This window comes from Aurantivibrio infirmus (assembly GCF_054767315.1).
On record NZ_BAAFSK010000001.1, the window covers coordinates 23,980 to 50,065 of the forward strand.

Genomic DNA, 26,086 nt, shown 5'->3' on the forward strand with positions numbered 1-26,086 from the left:
AACGAATTTTTTTAAAAGTGAAAAACTATGTACACCCTTCATATAGCTAACAAAAATTATTCGTCCTGGTCTTTACGACCTTGGGTGTTAATGAAAGAGCTCGAAATTCCGTTTGCCGAGATCGTGCATCCTTTCGGTGAGGAAGATTTTAAAATTTTTTCTCCGACCGCTACAGTGCCTTGTTTGCATGATGGCGATATTGTGCTTTGGGATTCCTTGGCTATTACTGAATATTTAGCAGAGACGTATAAACAAGTTTGGCCAATCGATAAGGCTGCGCGAGCTTGGGGGAGAAGCGCAACGTCGGAAATGCATTCTGGATTTACAGGAATACGCAACACATGTTCTATGACTTGTGGGCAAAGAGTAAGCTTGCCGAAAATTAATGAAGCACTACAAAAAGATTTGGATAGGCTGAATAGTCTATGGAGTGAGGGCATTAAGCAATTTGGTGGCCCCTTTTTAGCAGGGAAAAAATTTAGTGCGGTAGATGCATTCTTTGCGCCGGTCGTATTTCGCATCCAAGCCTATGGCTTACCGATAAGCGCAATCTCAAAAACCTATGTTGAAACCATGTTGGCGCTTTCTGCTATGCAAGAGTGGTATGCGGATGCGCTGCGGGAACCTTGGCGAGAGCAAGCCCATGAAGACTGGATTAGCCAGGCCGGGGAAGTTACCAAAGACTATAGAAGCTAGTGTGTTTGACTAGTGTATTTATGTGGTCGATAAGAAATAAATAGTTTGTTAAGAGAGCATTGTTGATGATCGAATGTTTTTCCTTTACCAAAAAGTCTGATGTCGTGGCTGCAAGTGCGGCAGATTTATTTATCGCTTTAAATTTTGAACAAAGGCAAAAAAGCCGTGCTCAAGCATTAGCCGATAGCGGCGAAAAAATTGGCTGGTTTTTAGAACGAGGCCATGTTTTATCTGATGGAGATATCTTAATCGGAAGAACCGGTGAAACGGTTCGCGTTAGCGCGGCTTTGGAAAGTTTGTCTGAAGTACGTTGTGAAGATCATCTCTTGTTGACTCGTATTGCTTATCACCTCGGTAATCGTCACGTCCCGCTGCAGATAGAAAAAAATGTTTTGCGCTTCCAACACGACCACGTTCTTGATGACATGGTTCGCGGTTTGGGTTCAGAGGTGGTTTGTGTAGAAAAACCCTTCTCCCCCGAATCTGGCGCTTATCATGGCCATGGCGAAAAAAATCAAGCTGCAAATAGTCATTCCTCTCATAGCCATCACCACGGTGAACATGAACATGTTCATAGATAGCAATGCCTGATCTTCCTAGCGAAAACCCCGAGGCGCTGCTGCATTTATTTCAGCTGGTGAGCCCAGCGCTTCCCGTGGGGGCTTACGCATATTCACAAGGTTTGGAAACGGCAATTGAGAATCGTTGGGTAAAAGATTTTGAAACTGCAGGTGATTGGATCGGTAATGTGATGAGCCATGCGATTGGCCAACTAGATTTACCGATATTATTGCGACTTCGAAAAGCATGGGCACTTAATGACTATCAACAAGTTAACGATTGGAATGAGTTTCTAATTGCATCCCGCGAATCGAAAGAACTGTTGTTAGAAGATACACAAATGGGCGAGGCCTTACATCGTCTGTTAATGGAATTAAATATTCCTAATGCAGATTCTTGGTCTTCAGATGACCAGCCTTGTTTTGTTACCATGTTTGCTTTAGCTGCGGACCATTGGAAAATAAGTTCAGCAAGTATGGCCCACGGTTTCTTATGGAGCTGGTTAGAAAACCAAGTTGCTGCCGCCGTAAAGTTGGTACCGCTTGGGCAAACTGATGCGCAAAAGCTTTTGATACTATTGATGCCGAAAGTAAATACTGTTGTTGGCGATAGCCAAAATATTGAAGACGCGGATATTGGAAATAATTTACCTCGCTTAGCCATTGCATCGATGCAGCACGAAGTACAATATTCCCGACTGTTCCGTTCATAGATATCCACAAAAATATTGAGAAAGAGATTTAATAAATGAAAAAACCACCACTTCGCTTAGGTATTGGCGGTCCAGTTGGATCAGGAAAAACCGCTCTAGTAAAATCTTTGTGTGCAGAAATGAAAGACCTGTTTAATATCGCTGTAATTACCAACGATATTTATACACGCGAAGATGCTGAATTTTTATTGCGTCACGAAGCGCTTGATGAAGATCGGATTATTGGGGTGGAAACAGGCGGCTGTCCTCATACCGCTATTCGTGAAGATGCATCAATGAACTTATCTGCGGTCGCGGAATTGCAGAAAAGATTCCCGGACCTTGACGTCATTTTTATTGAAAGCGGCGGTGATAATCTTGCCGCCACTTTCAGTCCGGAACTTTCCGATTTAACTTTATATGTCATCGATGTTTCTGCGGGCGATAAAATTCCACGTAAAGGCGGTCCTGGAATCACCAAGTCCGACTTACTCATCATCAACAAAACAGACCTGGCGCCCCTGGTTGGCGCTGATTTGGGGGTGATGGATCGGGATGCAAAGAAAATGCGTGGTGACAAACCTTTCGTTTTTAGCAATTTAAAAACCGACGAGGGCCTGCAAGATATAATTGATTTTATTACTGAACAAGGCATGTTGACTGCTGAAGTCGCCTGATGGATTTACTTCTCCTGACAGACAATTAATCAACTTGCGTCAGTATCTTGAAGAGTGGCAATACCATCTCGTACATGATTGGTGCGCCCGCTAAAATTTGTCGCACATAATCGGTGCGCAACGCATCAATTCGATGCACCGCGTATATTGTTAAGCTGTGTAAGAACATCTACTTATCCTCCTTTTATTTTATTCTGACTTTGTTATTGTTTTAAAAAACAATAACTTATGCTTTCTCAAGCCGGTGCGAAGAACATTGGCACCATATCTGCTATCCCCTTGGCTACGGCAATATTTGTCGTAACAAATTCACCATATGGGGGCTAACAATGAAGAAGAATTTATCAACTTGGGTACAACGTGCGGCTATGACCGCTGCCGTTGCCACTCTTTCTCTCACAGCAGCAATCGCACAAGCGCAAGAAACTATTAAAGTCGGCGTACTCCATTCACTTTCAGGAACGATGGCGATCAGTGAAACAACATTAAAAGATACCGTGTTGATGATGATCGACGAGCAAAATAAAAAAGGTGGTTTATTAGGAAAACAATTAGAAGCAGTTGTCGTGGATCCTGCGTCTGATTGGCCACTGTTCGCAGAAAAAGCCAAAGAGTTATTGGATAAAGAAAAAGTAGATGTTGTTTTTGGATGTTGGACTTCGGTTTCAAGAAAATCCGTATTGCCGGTTTTCGAAGAACTTAACGGATTACTTTTTTACCCCGTGCAGTATGAGGGCGAAGAAAGTTCTAAAAATGTTTTCTACACCGGCGCCGCACCGAATCAACAAGCGATTCCTGCAGTTGATTACTTAATGAATGATGAAGGCGTGACGCGTTGGGTTCTTGAAGGAACCGATTACGTTTACCCTCGAACGACCAATAAAATCCTTGAATCATATCTTTTGTCAAAAGGTGTAGCGAAAGAAGACATATCTATTAACTACACACCATTTGGACATTCCGATTGGCAAACTCGTGTTTCTGAAATTAAAAAATTCGGATCTGCCGGTAAGAAAACCGCTGTTGTATCGACCGTAAATGGTGATGCGAATGTTCCATTCTATAAAGAACTTGGCAACCAAGGCGTCAGCGCAGAAGATATTCCAGTTGTTGCATTCTCTGTTGGTGAGGAAGAGTTGTCAGGTTTTGATACTTCTCCACTTGTTGGTCACCTAGCTGCATGGAATTATTTCATGAGCGTTGAAGATGATGCGAATGCTGAATTTATTGAAAGCTGGTTAGGTTTCATTAAAGATGACAAGCGTGTTACCAATGACCCAATGGAAGCTACCTACATTGGATTCAATGCCTGGGCTAAAGCAGTCGAAAAAGCGAAAACTACCGACGTCGATAAAGTCAGAAGCGCTATGTACGGTATTAAGGTACCTAACTTGACCGGTGGGATTGCTGAAGTATTACCAAACCATCACTTCACAAAGCCAGTGTTAATTGGTGAAATTCAAGAAGATGGACAGTTTGAAATTGTTTGGCAAACTGAAGCCGAAGTTCCTGGAGATGCTTGGACGGATTTCTTACCAGAAAGCGCAAAAATTATTTCTGATTGGCAGGATGCTAACGTTAATTGCGGTAACTACAACACTGAAACCAAAAAGTGTTCAGGTCAGAACTACGAATAGCCATTAAGGGTTAATCGAAAAAAATAACTATCCCGAAAGCAGTTGGCCATTTGATGCTAAATGACAACTGCTTTATTTTTATAATGGTTTTACTCCTGGAAAATTTCAAATGAAACAGTATAGCTTTCTGCTGGTCTTGCTGTTGTCCGCAGTTTTGTCTATCAACAGTTACGCGGATGATTTTGTTGATGCGGTGAAAGCGCTTAACGTAGGATCGTTTAATAACAAAATTGAAGCGGTTAATGATCTTCAATCATTAAATGATGAGCGTTCTTTACTTGTGCTTTATGCGATGCTCGAGGGCCGCTTATTGACCAACGATGAAGAAGCCGAATTTATTATTTACGATGAAAACACTGATACCAACACGAATCCCTTTACTCTGGAAATAGTCACTAATGTAAGCTCAGATTCTTTTAAAAAAGTACGTACTAATAATCGTCTGCGAAGAAATATACGTACCGCAATTGCCAGTTTAGAGCTTTATGCTGAAGATACCGGTAAACGGATGTCAGCAGCAAAAAACCTTATTAATAATAGCGACGCAAGCTTAGTCGAAATCATTCGAGATGCGTACGAGAAAGAATCCGTAGCAAAAATTAAATCAACACTCGCCATCGCGCTCGCATTGATTGATGTTAATTCTGATGACCAATCTGTTCGTCTGCAATCAATTGACATACTAAGTGAGGCTGTGGACTCAGAAGCTTTGGCGGTCCTAAATCGTTTGTCCGCCCTAAATGACGATGGAGACTTTTTAGAACAAGACGTGGTCGTGGCAAAGGCCGCTGCGAATGGTGTGAAATCTATCGAGAGAAAATTGAGCACCTACGGCACGATGGAAAATCTATTTTTCGGTCTGAGTTTGGGTTCGGTGTTGTTGTTGGCGGCTGTCGGCCTCGCCATTACTTTCGGTGTAATGGGTGTAATTAATATGGCCCATGGCGAAATGATCATGCTGGGCGCGTACACAACTTACGTTGTACAGCTAATCATGCCAAATTTTTTGGAATGGTCTTTATTAGTAGCCATTCCCGCCGCTTTCTTAGTAGCTGGCGCCGTTGGTATCTTGATAGAACGGGTCGTGATTCGTCATTTGTATGGCCGGCCGCTCGAGACCTTACTCGCAACTTTTGGAATTAGTTTGATACTGCAGCAGGCAGTTCGTAGCATTTTTTCTCCATTAAATCGCCAAGTCATTACGCCTGATTGGATGAGTGGATCTTTTGAAATTAATGCCGCTCTATCACTCACCTACAATCGTTTTTATATTATTTGGTTCAGCTTAATTGTTGTTGCCGCGCTGATGATACTTTTGAAAAACACGCAGCTAGGGTTGCAGATGAGGGCGGTAACGCAAAATAGGCCGATGGCAAATGCGATGGGAATTCGCTCAAGCTGGGTTGACGCATTAACCTTTGGTTTGGGCTCGGGCATCGCGGGCATCGCTGGCGTTGCGCTTAGTCAGCTGACCAATGTAGGACCAAATCTCGGTCAGGCATATATTATTGATTCATTTATGGTCGTTGTTTTTGGCGGCGTTGGTAATTTATTCGGTACAGTCTTCGCGGCAATGAGTTTAGGCGTCATAAATAAATTCATTGAGCCATCGATGGGTGCGGTACTTGGCAAAATATTAATTCTAGTGATGATTATTCTATTTATTCAATGGCGACCACGCGGCTTGTTTGCGCTAAAAGGTCGAGCGGTGGAAGATTAATGAAAAACTATCGATCACCTATCGCACTTTTATTGAGTAGCGATGTTGCAGGCCAGCGATTGTTTTATGTTTTGATTGCTTTATCTGTAATTGTACCCGTTGCTAACCTAGTGATTCCGGAGTCGTCTGTTTTTCATCTCTCCAGTTATTGGGTTGCGTTGTTAGGTAAGTATTTATGTTTTGCAATTCTAGCCTTAGCTCTCGATCTTATCTGGGGATATTGCGGCATCTTAAGTCTTGGCCACGGCGCATTTTTTGCCCTCGGCGGTTATGGCATGGGAATGTATTTAATGCGGCAAATTGGCGACCGAGGGGTTTATGGTGATCCCATCCTTCCCGATTTCATGGTGTTTTTAAATTGGGAACAGTTGCCATGGTTCTGGTATGGCTTTGATAATTTTTGGTTCGCCATGTTAATGGTGATGTTTGTTCCGGGTTTATTAGCTTTTGTGTTTGGTTGGCTAGCATTTCGTTCAAGAGTAACTGGGGTATATCTATCCATTATCACGCAAGCATTAACCTACGCTCTAATGCTTGCGTTTTTTAGGAACGATATGGGCTTCGGTGGTAACAACGGCCTGACCGATTTCAAAGATTTACTGGGGTTTGATTTGCAGTCAAATAGTACGCGTTGCACTTTGTTTGTGTTGTCGGCGCTGTTTTTGATGTTCGCTTATTGGCTAAGCCAACGTATTGTTTCTAGTAAATTGGGACGAGTATTGATTTCGATTCGTGATGCCGAGAGTCGTACCCGTTTTATTGGTTATCGCGTAGAGCATTTCAAACTCTTTGTTTTTATTATTTCTGCGGTGTTGGCTGGGATTGCTGGTGCACTGTATGTCCCGCAAGTCGGCATAATTAATCCAGGTGAATTCTCTCCCATTAACTCAATCGAAATTGTTATCTGGGTAGCGATCGGCGGTCGCGGTACTTTGTACGGCGCGGTGGTTGGTGCGGTGATAGTTAATTATGCAAAAACTTATTTTACCGGCGCTTTCCCAGAAATTTGGTTGTTTATGCTTGGTGCGCTGTTTGTTATTAGTACTTTATATTTGCCGAAAGGTGTTGTCGGCGTGATTGGTGAGTACCGGCAAAATAAAGCCAGTAAAACGGCCCAAAAACAACATAAGGAATCAAAAACAGATTCTGAAATAGCCTCCCCAAATCAGTAAACTAGCAACATTCAATTGAGTAGTTTGAAATGGAAGAAGTAAAGAGTATTTTATATCTGAACGGTGTCACGAAAAGCTTCGATGGGTTTAAGGCATTGAATAGCTTGTCGATTGATATTGCCGTTGGTGAAATGCGCGCGATCATTGGTCCAAATGGTGCTGGTAAAAGCACAATGATGGACGTAATAACCGGAAAAACTAAACCCGACGAAGGTGAGGTAAGGTTTCGAGATAATATTGATTTAACTCGTCACGATGAGACTGACATTGCAAACTTAGGAATTGGTAGAAAATTTCAAAAGCCAACGGTGATTGAAAGTTTAAGCGTTTGGGATAATTTAGATTTATCTTTAGCGGGCAGTCGAGCCGTTTTTTATTCTCTAATTAGCAAATTAAACAGCCAACAAAAAGATCGAATTCAAGAAGTAATAGAGCTCATTGGTTTGAAGGAAAAGTCGCGTGCTTATGCCGGTGATCTCTCACACGGGCAAAAACAATGGCTAGAAATTGGCATGTTGATTATTCAGGAACCTGAATTGTTGTTAGTCGATGAACCCGCGGGCGGTATGACAGATCAGGAAACGATGGCAACTGCGGAACTATTGAAAGAAATTAATAAAAACCATTCCGTTGTAGTCGTAGAACATGATATGGATTTTGTGCAAGCTTTAGATAGTCGCGTAACAGTTCTACACGAAGGCAGTGTTTTAGCGGAAGGTCCTTTGGATAAGGTGTCGGCAAATCCACGCGTAATAGAAGTTTATTTAGGGCGGTAATTAATGTTAAAGGCCGAATCAATCGATTTACATTATGGTGCAAGCCAAGCCTTGCGCAATGTGTCCATTAGCGCGAATACAGGAATGATCACCTGTGTTCTTGGGCGTAATGGTGTGGGAAAGTCTAGTCTGATGCAGGCTATTACTGGGCGACGAAAAATATCTTCGGGAAATATTCTTTGGCAAGGTGTAGATGTTACTAAAATGCCGCCCGCTGAAAGAGCCCGCAAAGGCATCGCTATTGTTCCTCAAGGTCGAGAAATTTTTTCGCAATTGACAGTACATGAAAATTTAAAAACCGGTTTTGCTGCATTACCAAGAGATCAGCGAAGTATTTCCAATGAAATTTATGATTTGTTTCCCGTACTCAAAGATATGTTGCGCCGTCGTGGTGGGGATTTATCTGGAGGACAGCAACAACAATTGGCTATCGCTCGTGCATTGATAATGCGACCGAAGCTGCTAATACTCGATGAACCGACCGAAGGTATACAGCCTTCAATTATCAAAGATATCCACAGCGTCATTACCATCCTAAAGCAGCAGGGTGAAATGGGAATTTTATTGGTAGAGCAATATTTTGAATTTGCCCGTGCTTTAGCGGACGAGTATATTGTCATGGATCGGGGCGAGGTCGTATTGGCGGGGAAAGGCTCAGAGATGGAAGAAGAAAAAGTCCGTGGTCATATGACCGTTTAATTTTCGCCAGAATTTCGTCGTTGCGATCTAATCTCTGCCAAAAAAAATAATTAAAATTGTGAGCATTCAAATGAGAAAACCTCTTTTTCGTCATTTTTCAAAAATATTGTTCATCGCCTTAAGTTGCATAATTTTCGCCAATCAGACTTTTTCGCAATCCCGATCTGAGGCTCCCGGTTCAATGACTGAATTGATCATTGGGCAAGGCGAGACTTACCTTGTTACACAGTCCCAATCAGTGCTTAAACTACAAAAACTTTCTATTGGTGATAATGCAACGATACGCTTTAGCGAAGATCTTGATCACTGGTTTGTCGAAGCCCTGGAAACACAGATTGGTGACAATGTTACGATTGATGGAGTCGGATCGTCAGGAGTGAATGGTGATGACGGGGCCGAATGGACTACAGAAGCTTTGAATTGCGGGGTTGGTAGACCTGGTGCTAAGGGCGGCTCCGGTACTCACGGTGAAAACGGCATCCGAATTCAAATGCGTTTAGGTCTGACTAAATTTGGCGCGCTAGCAATTGACACCAGCGGTGGCCATGGCGGTAAAGGTGGTCATGGCGCAAGCGGCCAAAATGCCGGGCAAGAAGCTAACTGTGATCAGGCCGATGGTGGCGATGGAGGGCAAGGCGGTAATGGTGGAAATGGTGGCGATGCCGGTAGCGTTAGGGTTTCACTATGGGATGCAAGTACAAGCACTAAGATCGCGCACGAATCGTTAGCGAATATAACAGTCACTGCAAATGCGGGTGAAGCGGGTCAAGCTGGTGAGGGCGGAGCACAAGGGCAAGGCAGCGAAGGACGTTATGTTAATAGACGCTCGCTCAGCGGTAATAAGCGCTGGTCCCCAGGTGGTAAAAACGGAGTCCAAGGCATACAAGGAAAACCAGGTGAAGATGCCGCTGCAGGGCGAGTCGAGATCGAAGAGCTGTTCCTTGGCAGTGCATCGTTAGCGCCTGCTCCTACTATGGCCCAGGAAAATCCTGAACAAGAAAGGCCTTCCAAGCAAGGATCAAGCACCAATAGCGATACTGAAAGCGCTGAAATTGCAGCGATGAAGAAACAGATTGAAGCCCTCCAAAAGCGTCTAGACGAAATGGAAAAAGCGAACTAGTTCGCTTCTTTATCGTTAAACCCATCCAAAATACTGTCAAATCGCACTGTATGGGTGCAAAAAAACAGGGCATAAATTTATATTTGCCCTGTTTTTGAGCCTCTCCTCTCTTTCCCTAAGATATATTCACGCTCGTTTTTGAGCTAACTCCTTGAAATTGAAGCTAATTAGTAGACTGGCACACTGTGTGCTATCCCTTAGTTCGCAGATTCACTGTACGTCCTGAATTTTGCAGCCGCACCAGTGCGACGCAAATTTAGGGGGAATTAACAATAGAGCTATTAATTAAAGCTAAAAAACAATTATTTTTTGGAGACTAAGAGATGAAGCTTACTAAAAAGTTAACTACCACAATCGCTGCCTCGGCTATTGCAGCAACTATGAGCTTCGCTCCTGTTGCGAATGCAGAACTTGGTGCAAGCGTCAGCGTTGCCAATATGTACCTATGGCGCGGTTTTGATTTAGGAGATGGCTCTGCGGCCGTTTCTGGTGACATCGTGTTAAGTGGCGCTGGTTTTTACGGCGGCGTTTGGGCTTCTTCAGGTGATGATGCTCTTGGTAGTGAATACGACTTATTCGTTGGCTACGGTGGCGAAGTGGGTATTTTTTCTTATGACCTTAGCGTTTGGAACTACAACTACCCCGATGCCGGTTTGAATGGAGCGGGTTTTGGTGCTCAAGACGGAACTGCTGGAGAATTATCAGAAGCAATTTTGTCTTTAGGTCTTGGTCCAGTAAGTTTAACTTACTATGACAATATTGCTGGCGGATCAGGTTATACCTACATTACTTTGGGCGCTACGTTTGGTGCTTTTTCGGTAACGCTTGGCCAACACAGTGACGAGCTTGTTGGAATCTCTGGTGAAAAACCAACTCATTTAGATTTGAGCTATGCGTACAACGACAACGTTTCTTTCACTGTTAGCAAGTTTATTGCAGATGAAGATTTCGTAGATGACGATGCGCAATTCGTAGTTTCTTACAGCCTTCCTATTGAATAAGACAAGCGACAAAAACTGGTGGAATTTTCCACCAGTTTTTTTTGACATTTAATTTTTCAATAGTCTAGGAAAGTTAAGACACCTTTGAGGATATTTTTATGAAACTTGTAACAGCAATCATTAAACCATTTAAGCTCGATGCTGTTCGTGAAGCGCTTTCTGAAATTGGCGTACAGGGAATTACAGTAACTGAAGTAAAAGGTTTTGGTCGTCAGAAAGGCCACACAGAATTATATCGAGGCGCAGAATACGTTGTTGATTTTCTGCCAAAGACAAAACTGGAAGTTGCCGTTGGTGATTCCCAAGTTGATAGCGTAGTAGAGTCGATTAGCAAAACTGCACACAGTGGAAAAATTGGGGACGGCAAGATATTTATTTCTCCACTTGAGCAAGTTGTACGTATTCGCACCGGTGAGACCGGCGAAGACGCTCTATAAAAAACTAATAAATTCCTTTGGAGAATTGCAATGGAAAATCAAATTTTTGAACTCCAGTATGCGATGGACACCTTTTATTTTTTGGTGTGCGGCGCGCTGGTTATGTGGATGGCCGCCGGCTTCTCAATGTTGGAAGCGGGGTTGGTGCGATCCAAAAACACGACTGAAATTTTAACTAAGAACGTTGCCCTATTTGCGGTGGCTTCAACCATGTATATGGTTTGTGGTTACGAGTTTATGTACGGTGGAGGTTACTTTTTATCGGGTGTTGATTCTGTCGAATCTCTTGATGTTGCTGCGGCCTTGGCGGCGAGCGCCGAAAATGGTTTTGATGGCGATTCAGTTTATTCAGGCGCATCTGACTTTTTCTTCCAGGTTGTTTTCGTAGCAACCGCAATGTCTATTGTTTCAGGCGCGGTTGCCGAACGAATGAAATTGTGGGCATTTCTTACTTTTGCTGTTGTTATGACTGGCTTGATCTATCCATTAGAAGGTGGTTGGACTTGGGGCGGTAATAGCGTGTTCGGATTATTTGAGTTGAGCTATAGCGATTACGCTGGATCTGGCATTGTACATATGGCGGGTGCCGCTGCAGCATTGGCTGGTGTATTAATTCTTGGAGCTCGTAAAGGTAAATATGGCCCGAATGGTGAAATAAATGCGATCCCTGGAGCGAACTTACCTCTAGCGACCTTGGGTACTTTTATTCTTTGGTTGGGTTGGTTTGGTTTCAACGGTGGTTCTACCTTAAAGCTGGGTGGAATCGCAGTGTCAAATGAAGTCGCTAATGTTTTTGTAAACACAAACGCAGCTGCGGCTGGTGGATTGATTGCGGCTTTAATTGTGGCTCGTATCATCTTTGGCAAAGCGGATTTGACTATGGCTCTTAACGGCGCCTTGGCTGGCCTTGTTGCAATTACTGCAGAACCGGCAGATCCCGTTGCTTGGGAAGCTACATTAATCGGTGCCGCCGGTGGCGCAATTGTTGTCTTCAGTATCCTCGGTCTTGATAAGTTAAAGATTGATGATCCCGTCGGTGCAATTTCCGTTCACGGTGTTGTAGGCCTATTCGGTATCTTTGCTGTACTGTTTACCGATGCTGACGCCACCTTTATGGGGCAGTTAATAGGCGCGCTCACTATATTCGTATGGGTATTCGCGGCGAGCTTGGTAACTTGGATAATCATCAAACTTGTTATCGGTATCCGAGTCTCTGAAGAAGAAGAATACGAAGGTGTTGATTTGGCAGAATGTGGAATGGAAGCTTATCCTGAATTCACTAAGTCATCTTAATAGTCAGGCGGAGCGTGGAGTTTAGTATTTTTTAACACTACGCGATGCCCACTATCTAGAACTAAATACCCTAAAAAATCGAAAGCCCAAGGTTAGCAGTTGCCAACCTTGGGCTTTTTTGTTTTGAATTCAAGCCGTTTTGATCGCCTTGCTTTGGCATCGCAATCGAGCAGATGATTTTTGCGGGTATTGCGTGTATCTTTAGCCGAAAATCGGTTCCGCAACTTCGTTGGTTTTCGGATTGCGCCCGGTGCATATTTAGCGGTAGAGTCTACGGCCCTGCTTGAAGTAGAGATTAAGAACTAAAATTGATCGAAGAAGAAAGATAATAAAAGGACAACTCCTAATGAAATTGATTACTGCAGTAATAAAACCCTTCAAATTAGATGACGTTAGAACCGCTTTGTCTGAAGTTGGCGTACAAGGCATGACAGTGACAGAGGTTAAGGGCTTTGGTCGTCAAAAGGGTCACACTGAACTTTATCGAGGCGCTGAATACGTCGTCGATTTTCTTCCTAAGGTTAAAATCGAATTGGCCCTCGACGACAGTATTGTTGATCAGGTTGTTGAAACCATCACTAAGGTTGCACAGACTGGCAAAATTGGCGATGGCAAAATATTTATCACGCCCTTGGATCAGATTATTCGCATCCGCACCGGCGAAACAGGCGCTGACGCTGTATAGGGCACGGGTCTAAGCTTCGAAGTATTCACTAAGCCGCCGACACAAGGCGGCTTTTTCGTTTCTGATGGATGAAAGCTCTGGTAGTGGTTTTTCCAACTCGCGTAAGCTCAACAATATCGCTAAACCTTCGCCAATCCCATCCCTTAACGTTTCTCCATCGCCAGACGGCTGACCGGTGATGAGTGATATTAGCTCAGGATCCACGTGTCCTGAAAACTCTTGGCCCCGGGTGAGGATGACCGCCGCTAGGAATAAGTAACACTGGCCTTTGTCGCGAAGCCAAGTATCTTCGACACAAATCAAATAATTTAGCTGGCTATGAATGAAGCCTGCAAAAATTCCATTACCAAACGCCAAAGGCTCCCCTGGCTTAGCGCCATAAATAGGGGTTGATTGGAAGCCACAGCTTGGTGATCGGCTTTGAAAGATAAAGCCACAAAGCTCCGAACTTATTGCGTATTGGAGATAGTTTGTACTTACTTCAAGTAGTCTCTCAGTCACATCAATCCCGCTGTCGGCTACCCCTATAGCGCGCCGCGCATTGTCAGGGCTTCCAACTAACCTGACAGGGGGGCGAGGAATCCCCAAGCCCGCAGTGACTTCGGGGCAAAATGACTGAAGCTGAAGATGAGGAGCCAATACCTCATTTAACAAAGCATGTTTTTTGTCAGCACCGTCATAACGAACGGCCTCCCCCATTAAACAGGCACTGGTACCCACTACGGGCTTTGTGGAGTTGTTTTTAGAAATTAAATACATACAAGGCCCTCAAAAGGCGTTTCGTAGTAAACGGCGTTAATAGGGTTTCTATGATGGGTGGTAGATAAGTTCATCTGCGGTATTCAATTCTGCCTGTAGCGCAATGAAATCTAAGTATTAATTTGAAAACGGAAGCACTCGATATAACGATTGAGATAAACGCCTCTACTCTAAGAGCAAATAGGCCTAAAAAAAACAGTGGTCATCACTGGCGAGTCAAAACCCTTGAACTATAAATAACTTCGCTACGAAATAAATGTGACGTAGTTTACGTAGCCCAAGAATTTTAATTGAGTGATTGCACCAACATAGGTCAGTTTGCTCAAACATTTTAAAAAATGAATCGGACTGTCAGTCAGCCTATTAGCCGATACTGGTGGTCCACATTCAAAACTTTTAAATAAGTATTTTGTAAACCTAAAAACTTTGGAGTTCCATAAATGGAAAGCGCAGAAAAAGATTTTTTCGGCAGTCGCGACGATCGACCAGAAGATCGCACCGTTACTTCTAGAGCAGTAGTTCGTACTGAGCTATCAGATCAAATTGAACATTTTTTACAAATGGGTGGGGCGATCAATGAAATTGCGCCAAACGTTGTTGCAGACCCTCCCAAAAAACCAACCAGTAATTACGGCGGCCGACCTATCTAACTAAAGTCGCTAATCGATTTATAAAGAAAGAACGTTAATTGTCATCCGTCGTCTTACGTTGAGCTCGAGGGTGAGCTTGGTCGTAGACCTTGGCAAGGTGCTGGAAATCTAAGTGCGTGTATATTTGCGTTGTGGATATATTCGCGTGGCCCAATAATTCTTGGACAGCCCGAAGATCACCGCTCGACTCAAGTAGATGACTGGCAAAAGAATGTCTTAGCATATGGGGATGTAAGGGTATCTCGATTCCTTGTTTTACACCAATACTTGCGAAACGTTTTTGAATCGTTCTGGGATGTAAACGATTTCCTCGCTTGCTAATAAACAACGCTTCCTGATCGTTTTCAAACGCCCCTTCTTTTATATTTTTCGATTTTTTTGCTAGCAGTAAAAAATTTTCTCGGACTTTTAACCAACTCGTTACCGCATTAATCGCATAACTGCCAATGGGCAGCATTCTTGTTCGATTGCCCTTGCCTGTTACTGAAATTTGAGCGGCCTGTAAATCTATATCTGATAAATCGATATTTATTATTTCCGCCAGCCTTAATCCGCAAGAGTAAGTTAATTCTAATATTGCTCTATCGCGGATATCCAAATCTGTATTGCCTGTGATGGTGACGAATTGAGAAACCTGATCAACGTCGAGTGTTTTAGGTAATGACTTAGATTTTTTTGGACCACGAATACCTAGGGCAGGATTTAGTGAGAGCCAGTTTTTCTCCAGTGAAAAATTAAAAAACGAACGGCAGGCGCTTAACCAGCGTTGCAAGCTGGTAGGAGATAAACCTTGTTTGTGAAGTTGAGTTAGCGCGTGGCGAAGATTGTGGGCTTTGATTTCAGAAATTGATTCGAGTTTTTGTAGTGAGCAGCTCGCAGATAATTTTTCCAAATCTCGTCGGTAACTGTTAACTGTATGAATCGACAATTGTCTCTCGACTTGCTGAGTTTGAAGAAATAATTCTATTGCTTCGGCAATCTTCATTCTCGCTATCAGCCTTTAGATTAAAAACTCATTAATTTGTCAAATGCGGAGGGATGACTCGATTAAGTACGTCGCCGATATGGCTCAAAAATAAAGTCCCCATGCTGGAACGATAATGTTGGGGGTCGGTATGCCCCACAGCGAAAAGCCCGAAACAGTTTCCGTGCAGCAAGGGCACTAATGCCGCGGAGCCGATGTCTTTTGCTTGTTCGCCAAATAAAAATTGCAGTTCTGCTTCGGGAAGCCCACCACAAACAATTTTGTTAGCGCTTAGTACCCGGCTTGCTGCTTGTTTAGCTTCTTGAATAGGAACGACTCGCGCAGGGGATGAAGGTAGCCGCGAGACATCACCGAAAATAATTAATGAAACGTATGGAATTGAAAAATCACGATCAAGATTTCCATACAGTCCATCGACGATTTCCGTTAGTGAGCGGGCCTCAATAAGTGTTAATACTAGACGGCGAGTCTTATCAAAAAGCTTATCGTTTTCACGGGCGTTGTCGAGTAACTTGTTGAGTCGGTGTCGCATATCAATATTGCGTTCACGCAGCAACGAAACTTGTCGCTCAACTAATGAAACCGCCTCGCCACTATCGTGTGCAATAGTGATGTCTTCAAGTAAATCTGGGTGGTGACTAAAAAAATCGGGATGTTCTTTTAAATAACCACGAACATCGCGATCTGATACTGCATTTGTTTTGTTATTCTTGTTTGAAGAACCGTTGTCTGAATTTTTCATATCGCTTTCAATAAAATAGAGTTGTGATGCGTCTATATTGTTTAGATGTAGGCTTGTCCGTGGAAAACCGTTGTTGCTGGCCCTGTTTTAATAACGGAAGCTCCTGGTTCAGGCCAAGTTATTAATAGACGACCACCCGGTAAATTAACTTTTACCTCAGTGTCCAACAGGCCACAAAGGATCCCTGCAACTACAGCGGCGCAAGCGCCAGTGCCGCATGCTAAGGTTTCACCGACGCCCCGTTCGAGCACGCGTAAGTTTATCTCATCGCGGGATAATACTTGCATAAAGCCCACATTAACACCTTCAGGAAACATGGCATGTGCTTGTAACTGTACGCCAGTGGTTTGCAAGGGCGCAGAATCAATATCATCAACCAGAATCACCGCGTGGGGATTACCAATGGACACCGAAAAAATCTCAAGCGTTTTGTCATCTAGCTGAACCGGATATTTAATCGCCTGAGAATCGGCAAGCATAGGAATATCCGCCGGGTTTAATATTGGTGCGCCCATGTCGACGCTAATGTCTCCGTTGGCTTGGACGTCGAGTGTCATCAAACCGTTAACGGTTTCAACTTTGATTTTTTTCTTAGCCGTTAGCCGGCGATCGCGAACAAATTTTGCGAAACAGCGAGCGCCATTTCCGCAGTTTTGAACTTCACCGCCATCTTGGTTGTATATGCGATAGAAAAAATCGACATCAGGACGACGCGGCGCTTCAACAACTAAGAGCTGATCGCAACCGATACCTTTGTGTCGATCGGCAATGAAACGAATTTTTTCCGGCGATAGCTTCACCGATTGACTGATCGCATCAATCATCACGAAGTCGTTGCCGCAACCGTGCATTTTAGTAAATCGTAAGCGCATTTTCGTCCCTAATGGGGCTTCCTATGTTTAGCATTGCTGATAAAAAAAATATTACAACGCAGTTTAATCTTTAAAGACTTCCTCTCCGCGAATCATATCGTCGAAGGATTCTCGTTGTCTGACGATTTGAAAACGATCGCCGTCAACCATAACTTCGGCTGCTCTACCGCGAGTATTGTAGTTCGAACTCATTACGAAGCCATAGGCGCCTGTCGACATAATTGCCAATAAGTCGCCTTGCTTTAGCTTTAGTGCTCTGTCACGACCAATAAAATCGGCTGATTCACATACCGGACCTACGATATCCCAGTTTTTTTCATCAATTGCCTCATCAGTTTTATCGACGGGTAAAATATGTTGCCAGGCTTGGTACAGGGCGGGACGAATATAGTCGTTCATCGCTGCATCAATAACCGCAAAGTTTTTCGTTGCGGTTTCTTTTAGGTATTCAACCTTGGTCAGCAACACCCCGGCATTGGCAACGATGGAGCGTCCGGGTTCGCAATAAATTGCCAGTTTGCGATCAGCAATCTTTGCTTTTAGCGTTGCGAAATATTCAGCAATTGGCGGTGCCGTTTCGTCTTTATATACGACACCAATACCGCCACCTACATCAATATGATGAAATTCGATACCTTGTGCTGCTAAGCGATCATGTAAGGCCAGCAAGCGATCACAAGAGTCCTCTAATGGCCGCAGATCAGTCAACTGGGAGCCGATGTGCGCGTCTATACCAACAATTTTTAAACTGGGTAATGATTGTGCGTGTTGATATGTTTGCTCGGCAATATCAATAGAAATACCAAACTTATTGTCTTTTAAGCCAGTGGAAATATAAGGGTGTGTTTTTGCATCGACGTCTGGGTTAACCCGCAGAGAAATCGGCGCAATTTTGCCAAGGTCTTTTGCCACTTCAGCCAAGCGATCAAGTTCACTGGTTGATTCCACATTAAAGCAAGATATTCCAGCGTTTAAGGCTTGGCGCATCTCCTCGCGTGTTTTACCCACACCAGAAAAAATAATCTTATCTGGAGACCCACCGGCTTTTAAGACACGGCTCAATTCGCCACCTGAAACAATGTCAAAACCGGCCCCAGCTTTTGCTAGGGCGTGTAAAACCGCTAAGTTTGAATTCGCCTTCACCGCGTAACAAACCAGGCCGGGATGATCACCTAAGGCGTGCTGATACACTTTTAGAGCGTCTGTAATAGCCGAGCGACTATAGATATAGCATGGCGTTCCAACGTGCTCGGCGATATTTTTTAGCGGTAATTGTTCGATATGTAACTCATCGTTACGATATTCAAATGCTGTCATTGGGAAACTCAGTTAATTAGATGTAGATAAAAAATAGAGGCGTAGAGATGACCGAATAAACTATAACTCGGTAGGTTTATTGTTAGCGGGTTTAGCGGTGCCCATCGTCAGTGCTTGCTCGTCCTGTGGGATGTAAAGATCGCCTTTTTGACCGCAGCCACCCAAAAATAAAGCCACAACGAGGCAACTCGCAATCGAGAGAATTCTAAGGGCAAGACTATGTTGCTGAATTGCTACATTCATCATGGTTTTGGCGACAAGGGTAATTAAGTTCTTAGTATTGGCTTAAAGAATCGACTCCGTTAAGCCAAGCGATGGCAAGTATACGGTTGTTGGGCGCTGGCCTCAATGATCGCGTTTGGGTCTAAAGATATGATGGTAAAAATACATACTGAGGTGCGCCGCCGAATTAAATCAAGCGGTCGCCGATCAATGATGCTTCCACTCTTTTGGTGGCGAAATGTGACTGTCGAGAACACAAGGTGTGTGGCGATTATTAAAGAATTTACGTGTGCGCACTAAGTCGCTGTAGTTTGCTAGATGAGTAAACTCGAATCCACCGAAATTTCGCGATAAAGCGTAGTACCCGCTGCCTACCGCGAAGAAAAAGCTTGGTGTCGTATGTGAGGAGCGAAATAAAAAATGTTCGAACAAATCGCCGATCAAACTCTTGAAACGTCTTTCGATTGCGAGGCCATAGTTGGGAGTGTCGCAATAAACATGAAACCCTGGAGGAGTTTTCGACGCGCTTTTGTCGATTAGATCTAAAATGAATTGTGCGCAATCGACTACTGCATTTTGGTCGAAGCGATGTACAGTCACTTCGCCCCAATTGTTTCGCGTGACAAGATCAATAGTTGAAATAAGATTTTCATGAAATACACCATAACTAAATGCATCGTCTTGATCGCTAATTCTGGCCATCTGCTTTAGTTCACTATTGCCTGATTTTTCTTTGGCGAAATTAACCAAAAAAATCAAGGCCTCGGTAGAAGCATTTTTCTCAAATGCCTCATGAGCAATTGTTGAACGCCTCGGTAGTTGGTGGCGAAGAAAATTACTAACCTTTAGGATTTCTTCAACCGAGGGTGTGTTATTTTTGTGAACGACTTTAAACTGACTTCGATTGGTAAGAACACCATTCCAATGAGCCCAGACAATCAAAGGTAATACTTCAGTGGATTGTTGAAGTGCTTGGCTACGATCGTATCCTAATGTGATATCTCCACTACAAAGGGCCCATGGACGTGCTGAGTCTTTTGAGTTCTCAGAATGTAAAAAACAGAGGATCGTAGTGCCTACCTGATCCGATAAATCTTTATGGATCAGCGGAATTTTTCCCTCGCGGCTACCGAAGTTAGCGGCAAGTTTTCGCCCTAAAACGTCAAACTCATGTTGGGTGATTAATGCCGTGTTAGACGATTCATTTTTTGATTCAAGAAGTAATTGATAGCTTTTTTTAAGCTCAATGATAAGATTTTCACTCTCTGATATTGATTGTTTAATATTCCAATGTTTTCGATTATCCAAAAATGAAACATACTCGGAACTCCAACACCATTCAGCAACTACTTTCTTAAGTAAACTAAACTGCCAAAGAATTTCGCTGTCCCTGCTTGGTTTGGTCAGTTTTTTATCCGTTTTAAAATATAGACAGCGTCGAGCGAGCTGTAGTCTATCAATCTGCTTTTGTTGGTTAAGGCAAAGTTCTATTTTCCGTAAAATAATAATGTAGGGGTCTAGGTCGTCGGAGTTTGGCTCGCTATCATAAATTTTTTGTTTGAAATCGAGGCAAAGCGGGTGCGCATGATCGCGATGAGTAGATTCGTGAAGATAGGCTTCTAACAATAATAGCTTTAACAGAGATTTATAAGGCGATTCGATGGCTTTATATAGCTGCCAAATACCGGCGCCAATAAACTCTTCTTTCGGTATCTGCGCAACGGGACCGAAGTCAATAACTTCGGCTTCGCGTATAAATCGTTTTTCTAATAGTATTCTCGAATAGCTCGAGTAATTGTTTTCGCAGTTGCTAGGAACGAACCACCATAGTGGTAATTTACCGGCAAGATAAATTGCTGTTCGATAAAACTCATCGAGCAATAAAAAATGTTGTGCACTGCCGCTGGACTCCGTTGAAAGGCTGGAAACTTCGCCACGTTGAAACACATCGGGATCCATCAAAAAGAAATGAACATCTAGCCCAAGTTGCGCTCCCCAGGCCTTAACTTTATCGCATCTTAGTTGCAGTTTTTGATGTTGTTGGTGAGTTAAATCTGGGGAGTAACAAATCCAGATATCTAGATCGCTGCTGTCACTATGGGCGATTGTTCCAACACTACCCATCACATAAATTGCTTGAATATCATCTTTGATCTTGGCGCGTTTGTTATAGCGAAAACTTTTTGAAATTGATTGAGTAAGTTTTATTTCGTTTTGATTTGGCTCGTACTGATTAATTCCAAAACAATTAAGACCACTTACGTAACCCGGTAACATGGGATGGTTGATATGAAATATTAGTGGTAATAAGTCGAAGAATATTCTTTGGCGATTTGCGAGTACAGAGCGCGCGCGGGTTTTCCTTTCTTCATTTACGTGAAGGAAACGTCGCTTAATGATTGTAAGGTGTTTTCGATCTAAGCCATCTTCAATCGATTGGTTGGTGATTTTGAGCCCTGGCATTCACGGTCTTATCAGTTTGTTAGCATCATCTAAAAGCGTAGCCGCTAAATAGTAGCCCTGCACATGAACTTGGCGCTAAATCTCCGTTTTTTTGGTGACAATTGAAGAGCTTGTAGTTGCGGTTTTGGAGAGAAAAGTAGTAAGTCGAGGATAAATAAAGATAAACCATTCACTGGTATTATTTGTTTTTATTCTAGATAGAAAGGGTTTCAGCTCTCGGCGGTATATTTCGCAATGGTTTCGTAGAGCAGGTCGGGCTTGACCGGTTTAGGTATGTGATCATTCATGCCCATGCTAAGACACCGGGCTCTGTCTTCCGGCATTGCGTGAGCGGTTAGCGCGACAATAGGGAGGTTAGAAAATTGATTTTTGCTGCGTAGTACCCGCGTTGCCTCATAGCCATCCATGATCGGCATTTCCATATCCATCAACACAATATCGAATGTTCCAAGTGGAGAGGCTTCCAAAATTTCCACCCCTTCTTTGCCGTTGTTAGCAATTGTCACTTTTACACCCTTGCGTTCTAAGATGCCACGGGCGACTTGTTGGTTGATAGGATTATCTTCGACTAATAATATTTTTATTTTAGAAAGAGATTCATCTATAGGTTGCATAGCGGCAGTTTGATCGTCCATTTTTATTATTAGAAGTTGCTGATATCGAAGTAAATCTATATTAATTCCGACACAACGCGTTGGTTTTCCAGCATTATTCCACTCTGTGTATTTGCCACGCAACAAAATTGGAATTTTATTTCCCTTACGGTGCCGCATGATTAATCGTCGTTCGATTTGATTAGGATTCTGACTAGACGCGGACCCCTTTAATGAAAAAATTGAATTAAGGTTGTCTGGTTTCGTAAAAAATTGGTTAATTTTTTTCTCTGTTAGTGGCAGATACTCCTCGTCATAACCGAGCATATACAAGAAAGAGGGTGAAACGTAAAATTCTTCTGTGTCTATATTCCAATCCCAAAGTCCGTCTTGCGTAGCATCTAATGCATTTTGAAAGCGTATTTCATTTTTTTCAAATTCTCGCGTTAGTTTTTTCCGAGCGGCAACCATTGCCAAGGTGTTGCCGATGATTTGAGCAATACGAAGTACATTTTTGGACCAGGATCTCGTCCTGTTCATACAGATGACGGAAAGGTAATAATCAAACCGGCCTTGATAAAAGATGGGTAGTACCATGTAGGAGGTGATTTTTCGTGATGTTACTTCCCTATCTATAAAAGATGGCAAGTCGTGATCTGGTATTAAATTTTCTACTATTTCTGGTTTGTTATCTTGGATTGAGCCAAACGCCTGGGAAAATTCTTCGAGTGAAATATAGGGTGGAATATCGTCCATTGGCGAGCAACTAGGGTGGTTTCCGTAAGCAGCGAGCCTCAACGTTTTTCCAGTTCCATGAGCTTCCCTCAGCAGTGCGTGATCCGCATCCAAAAACTGACACAAGGCATCAAGACATTTATTTTTCGCGTTGTCTTCTTCCATGAGGAGATCGCTTATCGTTTTATTTATCCATTTTTCCGTTTCAGCATGTTGTTCCCAGCGCTCCATCGCTTTGGTAATGAAATCTATATTTGTTACGCTACCCAGTGCTTTGCATATCTTGCCAGATTCATTTTTCTCAATGACCCGCATCGTTAGTTGGAACCACTGCGGTTCTCCTGACTGCATGTGCATACGGAACTCGATGACGAAGTCGGTTCCTTGCGCATAGGCTTGAACAAACTGCCGGCGAATCCTTGGATAGTCTTCTGAATAAATATGTGCAGTTATATTATCTGCATCAAGCGGAAGTTGGCCGTCTTGATATCCGAGGAGTTTTGCTAAACTCTCGCTGTAGATAAAATCTCTTTTCGGTGGAAACCATTCGAGAAAGCCTACACTGGAGGCTTCTGAAATCAGGTGAATAAAATTATTTTTTATCTCTTCAGAATCAATACGTGAGTACGAAGGTTCATCGTCCCAGGAAAAATCCTCAGTTTTGTTTATGTCGCCTATGGAGTTCTTTTTGCGGGTCATTGGCTATCCAATATCACCGAGGTTGTCGATTGGTGTTGAGAATTAATATCGCAATTATGAAATTTTATTAATTCAGTAGGTTAAGGATAGACTATTTATCGCGGAGTACTCAAAAACTGAATCTGAAATATTTTATCTATAAGAATTGGTTATATCGAGAGGGGAAAATCATTCGTGTTTTGGACAAAAAATTATCAAAACCCAAATGATTTTTAGTGCGAGCTGTTTAAGATGAAATACGCGACGATAATTTTTTTAGAGCCGCCGTCGCTGCTTGTTTAACTTGTGCTGGCGCTGTGCCACCGACATGGTTCCTAGCGGCAATTGAGCCTTCTAAAGTGAGAACTGCAAACACGTCGTCGTCGATCTGTTCGGAAAAATTTCGCAATTCTTGAAGGGACATCTCGGACAAATCCTTGCCAGTGCTCACACCATAGTTAACCGCCTTGCCAACAATTTCATGGGCATCTCTGAAGGCGATACCCTTACGAACGAGATAGTCTGCAAGATCAGTCGCAGTAGAAAATCCTGAAATCGCTGCCGTTCGCATGTTGTCGCGTTTGGCTTCTATGGCTGGAACCATATCCGCAAAGGCACGCAGACAATCGCTGACAGTATCGATGCAATCAAACAGCGGTTCTTTATCTTCTTGGTTATCTTTGTTGTAAGCCAAAGGCTGTGATTTCATTAAGGTTAGCAAACTGACCAAATGGCCGTTCACGCGCCCTGTTTTGCCGCGCACAAGTTCGGGGACATCGGGATTCTTTTTCTGCGGCATTATCGAAGAGCCAGTACAAAAACGGTCAGGTAAATTTACAAAATTAAATTGTGCAGACGACCACAATACAATTTCTTCACTGGCGCGAGAAAGGTGAGTCATTAACATCGCGGCGAAGGAACAAAACTCGATGGCGAAATCACGATCGCTGACGGAATCCAGCGAATTGCGTGTTGGATTTTCAAAACCTAAAAGAGAGGCGGTAAGTTCTCTGTCGATTGGATAGCTAGTTCCCGCCAAAGCGGCAGCGCCAAGAGGCGATTGATTGACACGCTTGCGACAATCCATCAGTCGGTCAAAGTCGCGCTCGAGCATTTCGTACCAGGCTAAAAGATGATGTCCAAATGACACCGGCTGCGCAGATTGCAGATGGGTGAACCCAGGCATCACGGTATCAGCTTCTTGTTTTGCTAATTCTGCTAAGCCTTGCTGTAGACGTGTAATTTCTTTCGCAATATTGTCAATTTCATCACGCAAATAAAGGCGAATATCCGTGGCGATTTGATCGTTTCGAGAGCGGCCGGTATGTAACTTTTTACCGGTAATACCAATGCGTTTCGTTAGCTCAGCTTCAATATTCATATGAACATCTTCCAAGCTGACGGACCAACTGAATTGCCCTGCTGCTATATCTTGTTCTATCGCGGTGAGCGCGCCGAGGATCTCGTCTTTTTCTTCATCACTAATTACGCCCACCTTAGCTAACATCGTCGCGTGTGCGATCGAACCTTGAATGTCATGGCGATATAGGCGCTTGTCAAAATTGACGGAGGCCGTAAATCGCTCAACAAAAGCGTCGGTTGCTTCGGTAAATCTACCGCCCCATAGTTTGTCAGCAGGGTTTTTATCGCTCATGTTGGCTTCCACATTGATTTTTAACTAAAAAATTTGAAATTCTTGAACGCGTCAAGGCAAAAATAATTGACTCTATGACTCGGTCCAACCTAGGATGACGCCTATTTCATGGTCAGTGCTTACTTTATTTTGTAAGCCATGAAATTTACCGCGCGCCATTATAGCTCAGGCGAAAGCAAATAATGATAAGGGATGAGAGGGTAGCGCTATTAATTTGCGGGCATCAAACAAATCAATGAGATCTTTGGAAGCCGGTGGTGGCTTTCTCCCTGATTTATGTAAAGTGCAATCGGTCTTTACTTTGATCATCGGTGGAGAACTTCTGGCAGTGGCACTAGTGTTGGCAGACGTCGGTGTGTATCCCGTGGATTGGCAGCAGCTAGGCGCGGTGTCTTTTATGGTGCAGTGGATAATTCTGTTGAGTGCGGCCTTATTGTGTCCACTGCGGTCTTATCTCGGCCGTCACTCCCTGCCTTTCGCGGGATCAATGAGTTTTGGCCTGGTGCTGGTGGTAACACTTTTTGTTTCTGTGCTAGGTGAATGGGTGTCAAGAAGTGATGAGTTTGATTATTGGCAAATTCTTACCAATCTTTTATTAGCGGCAATTTTTGCGGGAATTGTTCTGCGATATTTCTATATTCAGCAACAATTGCTGGAGCAGGAAGAGGCTGAGCTAAAAGCGCGTATTCAGGCTTTACAATCGAGGATACGGCCACATTTCCTGTTTAATTGCATGAACAGTATTGTCAGCTTAATTGGTTCTGACCCAGAGCGAGCCGAACATGTAGTTGAAGACCTATCGGATTTATTTCGCGCGAGTTTGGCAGAACCTGGTTTAGTGCCGGTGGGTCATGAATTGGCATTGTGTAAGCAATATATTAGTATCGAGCAACTGCGATTGGGGCCGCGCTTGAAAATGGATTGGCAAGTAGGCAGCTTTCCGAGTGAGACGAAAATTCCTAGCTTACTGCTCCAGCCGATTATTGAAAATGCAATTTATCACGGCATTCAGCCGCGGGTAGATGGCGGTACTGTTGAGATATCGGTGCAAGCAACGGAAAATTTGCTTACCATTGCCGTTCGCAATCCTTTACCACAAGGCGCTGAGCAAACTTCAAAACCCGGTAATCGTGTTGCGCTCGATAATATTCGCCACCGTTTGGCGGCTTATTATGGCGATGCCGCAAGTTTTATCGCTGGGCCCCGCGATGAAAACTATATCAGTGAGATTCGCTATCCAATGTCTTGAAT

General features: G+C 43.4%; 26 protein-coding genes. 16 read left to right on the top strand and 10 right to left on the bottom strand.

The features are described from left to right. Positions 1-27: 27 nt before the first annotated feature. The 4 genes from ACYUCY_RS00085 to ureG all read left to right on the top strand — a co-directional run bounded on the left by ACYUCY_RS00085 (position 28) and on the right by ureG (position 2,625). Positions 28-696: a glutathione S-transferase family protein gene (locus ACYUCY_RS00085; protein WP_460224392.1), complete on the top strand. Its 669-nt coding sequence runs from the start codon at positions 28-30 to the stop codon at positions 694-696. A 65-nt stretch (positions 697-761) separates the two neighbouring features. Then, positions 762-1,277: an urease accessory protein UreE gene (gene ureE, locus ACYUCY_RS00090; protein ID WP_460224393.1), complete on the top strand. Its 516-nt coding sequence runs from the start codon at positions 762-764 to the stop codon at positions 1,275-1,277. A 2-nt stretch (positions 1,278-1,279) separates the two neighbouring features. Then, the gene (locus ACYUCY_RS00095; protein ID WP_460224394.1) at positions 1,280-1,969 is read left to right on the top strand and encodes an urease accessory protein UreF; all 690 of its coding nucleotides are present in this window, start codon (positions 1,280-1,282) and stop codon (positions 1,967-1,969) included. 35 nt (positions 1,970-2,004) lie between these two features. Continuing rightward, complete coding sequence (ureG, locus tag ACYUCY_RS00100; RefSeq protein ID WP_460224395.1) at positions 2,005-2,625, top strand: urease accessory protein UreG; 621 nt, start codon at positions 2,005-2,007, stop codon at positions 2,623-2,625. 25 nt (positions 2,626-2,650) lie between these two features. On the opposite strand, the gene ACYUCY_RS00105 is transcribed toward ureG, so the two are convergent. Then, positions 2,651-2,794, bottom strand: coding sequence for a hypothetical protein (locus ACYUCY_RS00105; RefSeq protein WP_460224396.1), 144 nt, complete (start codon positions 2,792-2,794; stop codon positions 2,651-2,653). 199 nt (positions 2,795-2,993) lie between these two features. Between ACYUCY_RS00105 and urtA the strand changes: the two genes are divergently transcribed. The 10 genes from urtA (at position 2,994) to ACYUCY_RS00155 (ending at position 13,165) form a co-directional block, all read left to right on the top strand. Then, positions 2,994-4,262 carry an urea ABC transporter substrate-binding protein gene (gene urtA, locus ACYUCY_RS00110; RefSeq protein WP_460225097.1) on the top strand — a complete coding sequence of 423 codons (1,269 nt, stop codon included), beginning with the start codon at positions 2,994-2,996 and terminating at the stop codon, positions 4,260-4,262. A gap of 109 nt (positions 4,263-4,371) precedes the next feature. Then, positions 4,372-5,982 (top strand): urea ABC transporter permease subunit UrtB, encoded by a 1,611-nt coding sequence (urtB, locus tag ACYUCY_RS00115; protein ID WP_460224397.1) that lies wholly within the window; start codon positions 4,372-4,374, stop codon positions 5,980-5,982. Beyond that, positions 5,982-7,154, top strand: a complete 1,173-nt coding sequence (urtC, locus tag ACYUCY_RS00120; protein ID WP_460224398.1) for an urea ABC transporter permease subunit UrtC — start codon at positions 5,982-5,984, stop codon at positions 7,152-7,154. The genes urtB and urtC overlap by 1 nt, the downstream gene beginning before the upstream one ends. A 29-nt stretch (positions 7,155-7,183) precedes the next feature. Beyond that, positions 7,184-7,930, top strand: a complete 747-nt coding sequence (urtD, locus tag ACYUCY_RS00125; protein ID WP_460224399.1) for an urea ABC transporter ATP-binding protein UrtD — start codon at positions 7,184-7,186, stop codon at positions 7,928-7,930. 3 nt (positions 7,931-7,933) lie between these two features. Continuing rightward, positions 7,934-8,629, top strand: coding sequence for an urea ABC transporter ATP-binding subunit UrtE (urtE, locus tag ACYUCY_RS00130; RefSeq protein WP_460224400.1), 696 nt, complete (start codon positions 7,934-7,936; stop codon positions 8,627-8,629). A gap of 181 nt (positions 8,630-8,810) precedes the next feature. Beyond that, positions 8,811-9,749, top strand: coding sequence for a hypothetical protein (locus ACYUCY_RS00135; protein ID WP_460224401.1), 939 nt, complete (start codon positions 8,811-8,813; stop codon positions 9,747-9,749). A gap of 323 nt (positions 9,750-10,072) precedes the next feature. Further along, the gene (locus ACYUCY_RS00140; protein ID WP_460224402.1) at positions 10,073-10,750 is read left to right on the top strand and encodes a TorF family putative porin; all 678 of its coding nucleotides are present in this window, start codon (positions 10,073-10,075) and stop codon (positions 10,748-10,750) included. 98 nt (positions 10,751-10,848) lie between these two features. Beyond that, positions 10,849-11,187: a P-II family nitrogen regulator gene (gene glnK / locus ACYUCY_RS00145; protein ID WP_460224403.1), complete on the top strand. Its 339-nt coding sequence runs from the start codon at positions 10,849-10,851 to the stop codon at positions 11,185-11,187. A gap of 30 nt (positions 11,188-11,217) precedes the next feature. Further along, positions 11,218-12,480: an ammonium transporter gene (locus ACYUCY_RS00150; RefSeq protein WP_460224404.1), complete on the top strand. Its 1,263-nt coding sequence runs from the start codon at positions 11,218-11,220 to the stop codon at positions 12,478-12,480. Between the two features lie 346 nt (positions 12,481-12,826). Further along, positions 12,827-13,165, top strand: a complete 339-nt coding sequence (locus tag ACYUCY_RS00155; RefSeq protein WP_460224405.1) for a P-II family nitrogen regulator — start codon at positions 12,827-12,829, stop codon at positions 13,163-13,165. Positions 13,166-13,174: 9 nt separating this feature from the next. Here the strand turns inward: ACYUCY_RS00155 and ACYUCY_RS00160 are convergent, their stop codons facing one another. Then, positions 13,175-13,924, bottom strand: coding sequence for a 2-thiouracil desulfurase family protein (locus tag ACYUCY_RS00160; RefSeq protein ID WP_460224406.1), 750 nt, complete (start codon positions 13,922-13,924; stop codon positions 13,175-13,177). A 440-nt stretch (positions 13,925-14,364) separates the two neighbouring features. Here ACYUCY_RS00160 and ACYUCY_RS00165 point away from each other — a divergent pair, with 440 nt between their 5' ends. Further along, positions 14,365-14,574 (top strand): hypothetical protein, encoded by a 210-nt coding sequence (locus tag ACYUCY_RS00165; protein ID WP_460224407.1) that lies wholly within the window; start codon positions 14,365-14,367, stop codon positions 14,572-14,574. 34 nt (positions 14,575-14,608) lie between these two features. On the opposite strand, the gene xerC is transcribed toward ACYUCY_RS00165, so the two are convergent. The 8 genes from xerC to argH form a co-directional block, all read right to left on the bottom strand. Then, positions 14,609-15,559 carry a tyrosine recombinase XerC gene (gene xerC, locus ACYUCY_RS00170; RefSeq protein WP_460224408.1) on the bottom strand — a complete coding sequence of 317 codons (951 nt, stop codon included), beginning with the start codon at positions 15,557-15,559 and terminating at the stop codon, positions 14,609-14,611. Between the two features lie 31 nt (positions 15,560-15,590). After that, complete coding sequence (locus ACYUCY_RS00175; protein WP_460224409.1) at positions 15,591-16,301, bottom strand: DUF484 family protein; 711 nt, start codon at positions 16,299-16,301, stop codon at positions 15,591-15,593. Between the two features lie 41 nt (positions 16,302-16,342). Then, the gene (gene dapF, locus ACYUCY_RS00180; protein ID WP_460224410.1) at positions 16,343-17,173 is read right to left on the bottom strand and encodes a diaminopimelate epimerase; all 831 of its coding nucleotides are present in this window, start codon (positions 17,171-17,173) and stop codon (positions 16,343-16,345) included. A gap of 63 nt (positions 17,174-17,236) precedes the next feature. After that, positions 17,237-18,490, bottom strand: coding sequence for a diaminopimelate decarboxylase (gene lysA, locus ACYUCY_RS00185; RefSeq protein WP_460224411.1), 1,254 nt, complete (start codon positions 18,488-18,490; stop codon positions 17,237-17,239). A gap of 60 nt (positions 18,491-18,550) precedes the next feature. After that, positions 18,551-18,736 (bottom strand): LPS translocon maturation chaperone LptM, encoded by a 186-nt coding sequence (lptM, locus tag ACYUCY_RS00190; protein WP_460224412.1) that lies wholly within the window; start codon positions 18,734-18,736, stop codon positions 18,551-18,553. 183 nt (positions 18,737-18,919) lie between these two features. After that, positions 18,920-21,175, bottom strand: a complete 2,256-nt coding sequence (locus ACYUCY_RS00195) for a class I adenylate cyclase (RefSeq protein ID WP_460224413.1) — start codon at positions 21,173-21,175, stop codon at positions 18,920-18,922. A 209-nt stretch (positions 21,176-21,384) separates the two neighbouring features. Next, entirely contained in the window at positions 21,385-23,202 is a 1,818-nt protein-coding gene (locus ACYUCY_RS00200; protein WP_460224414.1) for a response regulator, read from the bottom strand. A gap of 226 nt (positions 23,203-23,428) precedes the next feature. Further along, positions 23,429-24,835, bottom strand: coding sequence for an argininosuccinate lyase (gene argH / locus ACYUCY_RS00205; RefSeq protein WP_460224415.1), 1,407 nt, complete (start codon positions 24,833-24,835; stop codon positions 23,429-23,431). 235 nt (positions 24,836-25,070) lie between these two features. On the opposite strand from argH, the gene ACYUCY_RS00210 reads away from it, so the two are divergent. Beyond that, positions 25,071-26,084, top strand: a complete 1,014-nt coding sequence (locus ACYUCY_RS00210) for a sensor histidine kinase (RefSeq protein ID WP_460224416.1) — start codon at positions 25,071-25,073, stop codon at positions 26,082-26,084. Positions 26,085-26,086: the final 2 nt, after the last annotated feature.

Excerpts from the sequence above, each read along its gene's own strand:
- ACYUCY_RS00155 (WP_460224405.1), top strand. The coding sequence starts at position 12,827 with ATGAAATTGATTACTGCAGTAATAAAACCCTTCAAATTAGATGACGTT.
- ACYUCY_RS00135 (WP_460224401.1), top strand. The coding sequence starts at position 8,811 with ATGACTGAATTGATCATTGGGCAAGGCGAGACTTACCTTGTTACACAG.
- dapF (WP_460224410.1), bottom strand. The coding sequence starts at position 17,173 with ATGCGCTTACGATTTACTAAAATGCACGGTTGCGGCAACGACTTCGTG.
- lysA (WP_460224411.1), bottom strand. The coding sequence starts at position 18,490 with ATGACAGCATTTGAATATCGTAACGATGAGTTACATATCGAACAATTA.
- ACYUCY_RS00160 (WP_460224406.1), bottom strand. The coding sequence starts at position 13,924 with ATGTATTTAATTTCTAAAAACAACTCCACAAAGCCCGTAGTGGGTACC.
- lptM (WP_460224412.1), bottom strand. The coding sequence starts at position 18,736 with ATGATGAATGTAGCAATTCAGCAACATAGTCTTGCCCTTAGAATTCTC.
- urtE (WP_460224400.1), top strand. The coding sequence starts at position 7,934 with ATGTTAAAGGCCGAATCAATCGATTTACATTATGGTGCAAGCCAAGCC.
- argH (WP_460224415.1), bottom strand. The coding sequence starts at position 24,835 with ATGAGCGATAAAAACCCTGCTGACAAACTATGGGGCGGTAGATTTACC.
- ACYUCY_RS00095 (WP_460224394.1), top strand. The coding sequence starts at position 1,280 with ATGCCTGATCTTCCTAGCGAAAACCCCGAGGCGCTGCTGCATTTATTT.
- ACYUCY_RS00150 (WP_460224404.1), top strand. The coding sequence starts at position 11,218 with ATGGAAAATCAAATTTTTGAACTCCAGTATGCGATGGACACCTTTTAT.
- ACYUCY_RS00105 (WP_460224396.1), bottom strand. The coding sequence starts at position 2,794 with ATGTTCTTACACAGCTTAACAATATACGCGGTGCATCGAATTGATGCG.
- ACYUCY_RS00175 (WP_460224409.1), bottom strand. The coding sequence starts at position 16,301 with ATGAAAAATTCAGACAACGGTTCTTCAAACAAGAATAACAAAACAAAT.
- ACYUCY_RS00085 (WP_460224392.1), top strand. The coding sequence starts at position 28 with ATGTACACCCTTCATATAGCTAACAAAAATTATTCGTCCTGGTCTTTA.
- ACYUCY_RS00140 (WP_460224402.1), top strand. The coding sequence starts at position 10,073 with ATGAAGCTTACTAAAAAGTTAACTACCACAATCGCTGCCTCGGCTATT.
- ACYUCY_RS00195 (WP_460224413.1), bottom strand. The coding sequence starts at position 21,175 with ATGCCAGGGCTCAAAATCACCAACCAATCGATTGAAGATGGCTTAGAT.
- xerC (WP_460224408.1), bottom strand. The coding sequence starts at position 15,559 with ATGAAGATTGCCGAAGCAATAGAATTATTTCTTCAAACTCAGCAAGTC.
- ACYUCY_RS00165 (WP_460224407.1), top strand. The coding sequence starts at position 14,365 with ATGGAAAGCGCAGAAAAAGATTTTTTCGGCAGTCGCGACGATCGACCA.
- urtA (WP_460225097.1), top strand. The coding sequence starts at position 2,994 with ATGACCGCTGCCGTTGCCACTCTTTCTCTCACAGCAGCAATCGCACAA.
- ureE (WP_460224393.1), top strand. The coding sequence starts at position 762 with ATGATCGAATGTTTTTCCTTTACCAAAAAGTCTGATGTCGTGGCTGCA.
- urtC (WP_460224398.1), top strand. The coding sequence starts at position 5,982 with ATGAAAAACTATCGATCACCTATCGCACTTTTATTGAGTAGCGATGTT.
- ureG (WP_460224395.1), top strand. The coding sequence starts at position 2,005 with ATGAAAAAACCACCACTTCGCTTAGGTATTGGCGGTCCAGTTGGATCA.
- urtD (WP_460224399.1), top strand. The coding sequence starts at position 7,184 with ATGGAAGAAGTAAAGAGTATTTTATATCTGAACGGTGTCACGAAAAGC.
- ACYUCY_RS00210 (WP_460224416.1), top strand. The coding sequence starts at position 25,071 with ATGAGATCTTTGGAAGCCGGTGGTGGCTTTCTCCCTGATTTATGTAAA.
- glnK (WP_460224403.1), top strand. The coding sequence starts at position 10,849 with ATGAAACTTGTAACAGCAATCATTAAACCATTTAAGCTCGATGCTGTT.
- ACYUCY_RS00200 (WP_460224414.1), bottom strand. The coding sequence starts at position 23,202 with ATGACCCGCAAAAAGAACTCCATAGGCGACATAAACAAAACTGAGGAT.
- urtB (WP_460224397.1), top strand. The coding sequence starts at position 4,372 with ATGAAACAGTATAGCTTTCTGCTGGTCTTGCTGTTGTCCGCAGTTTTG.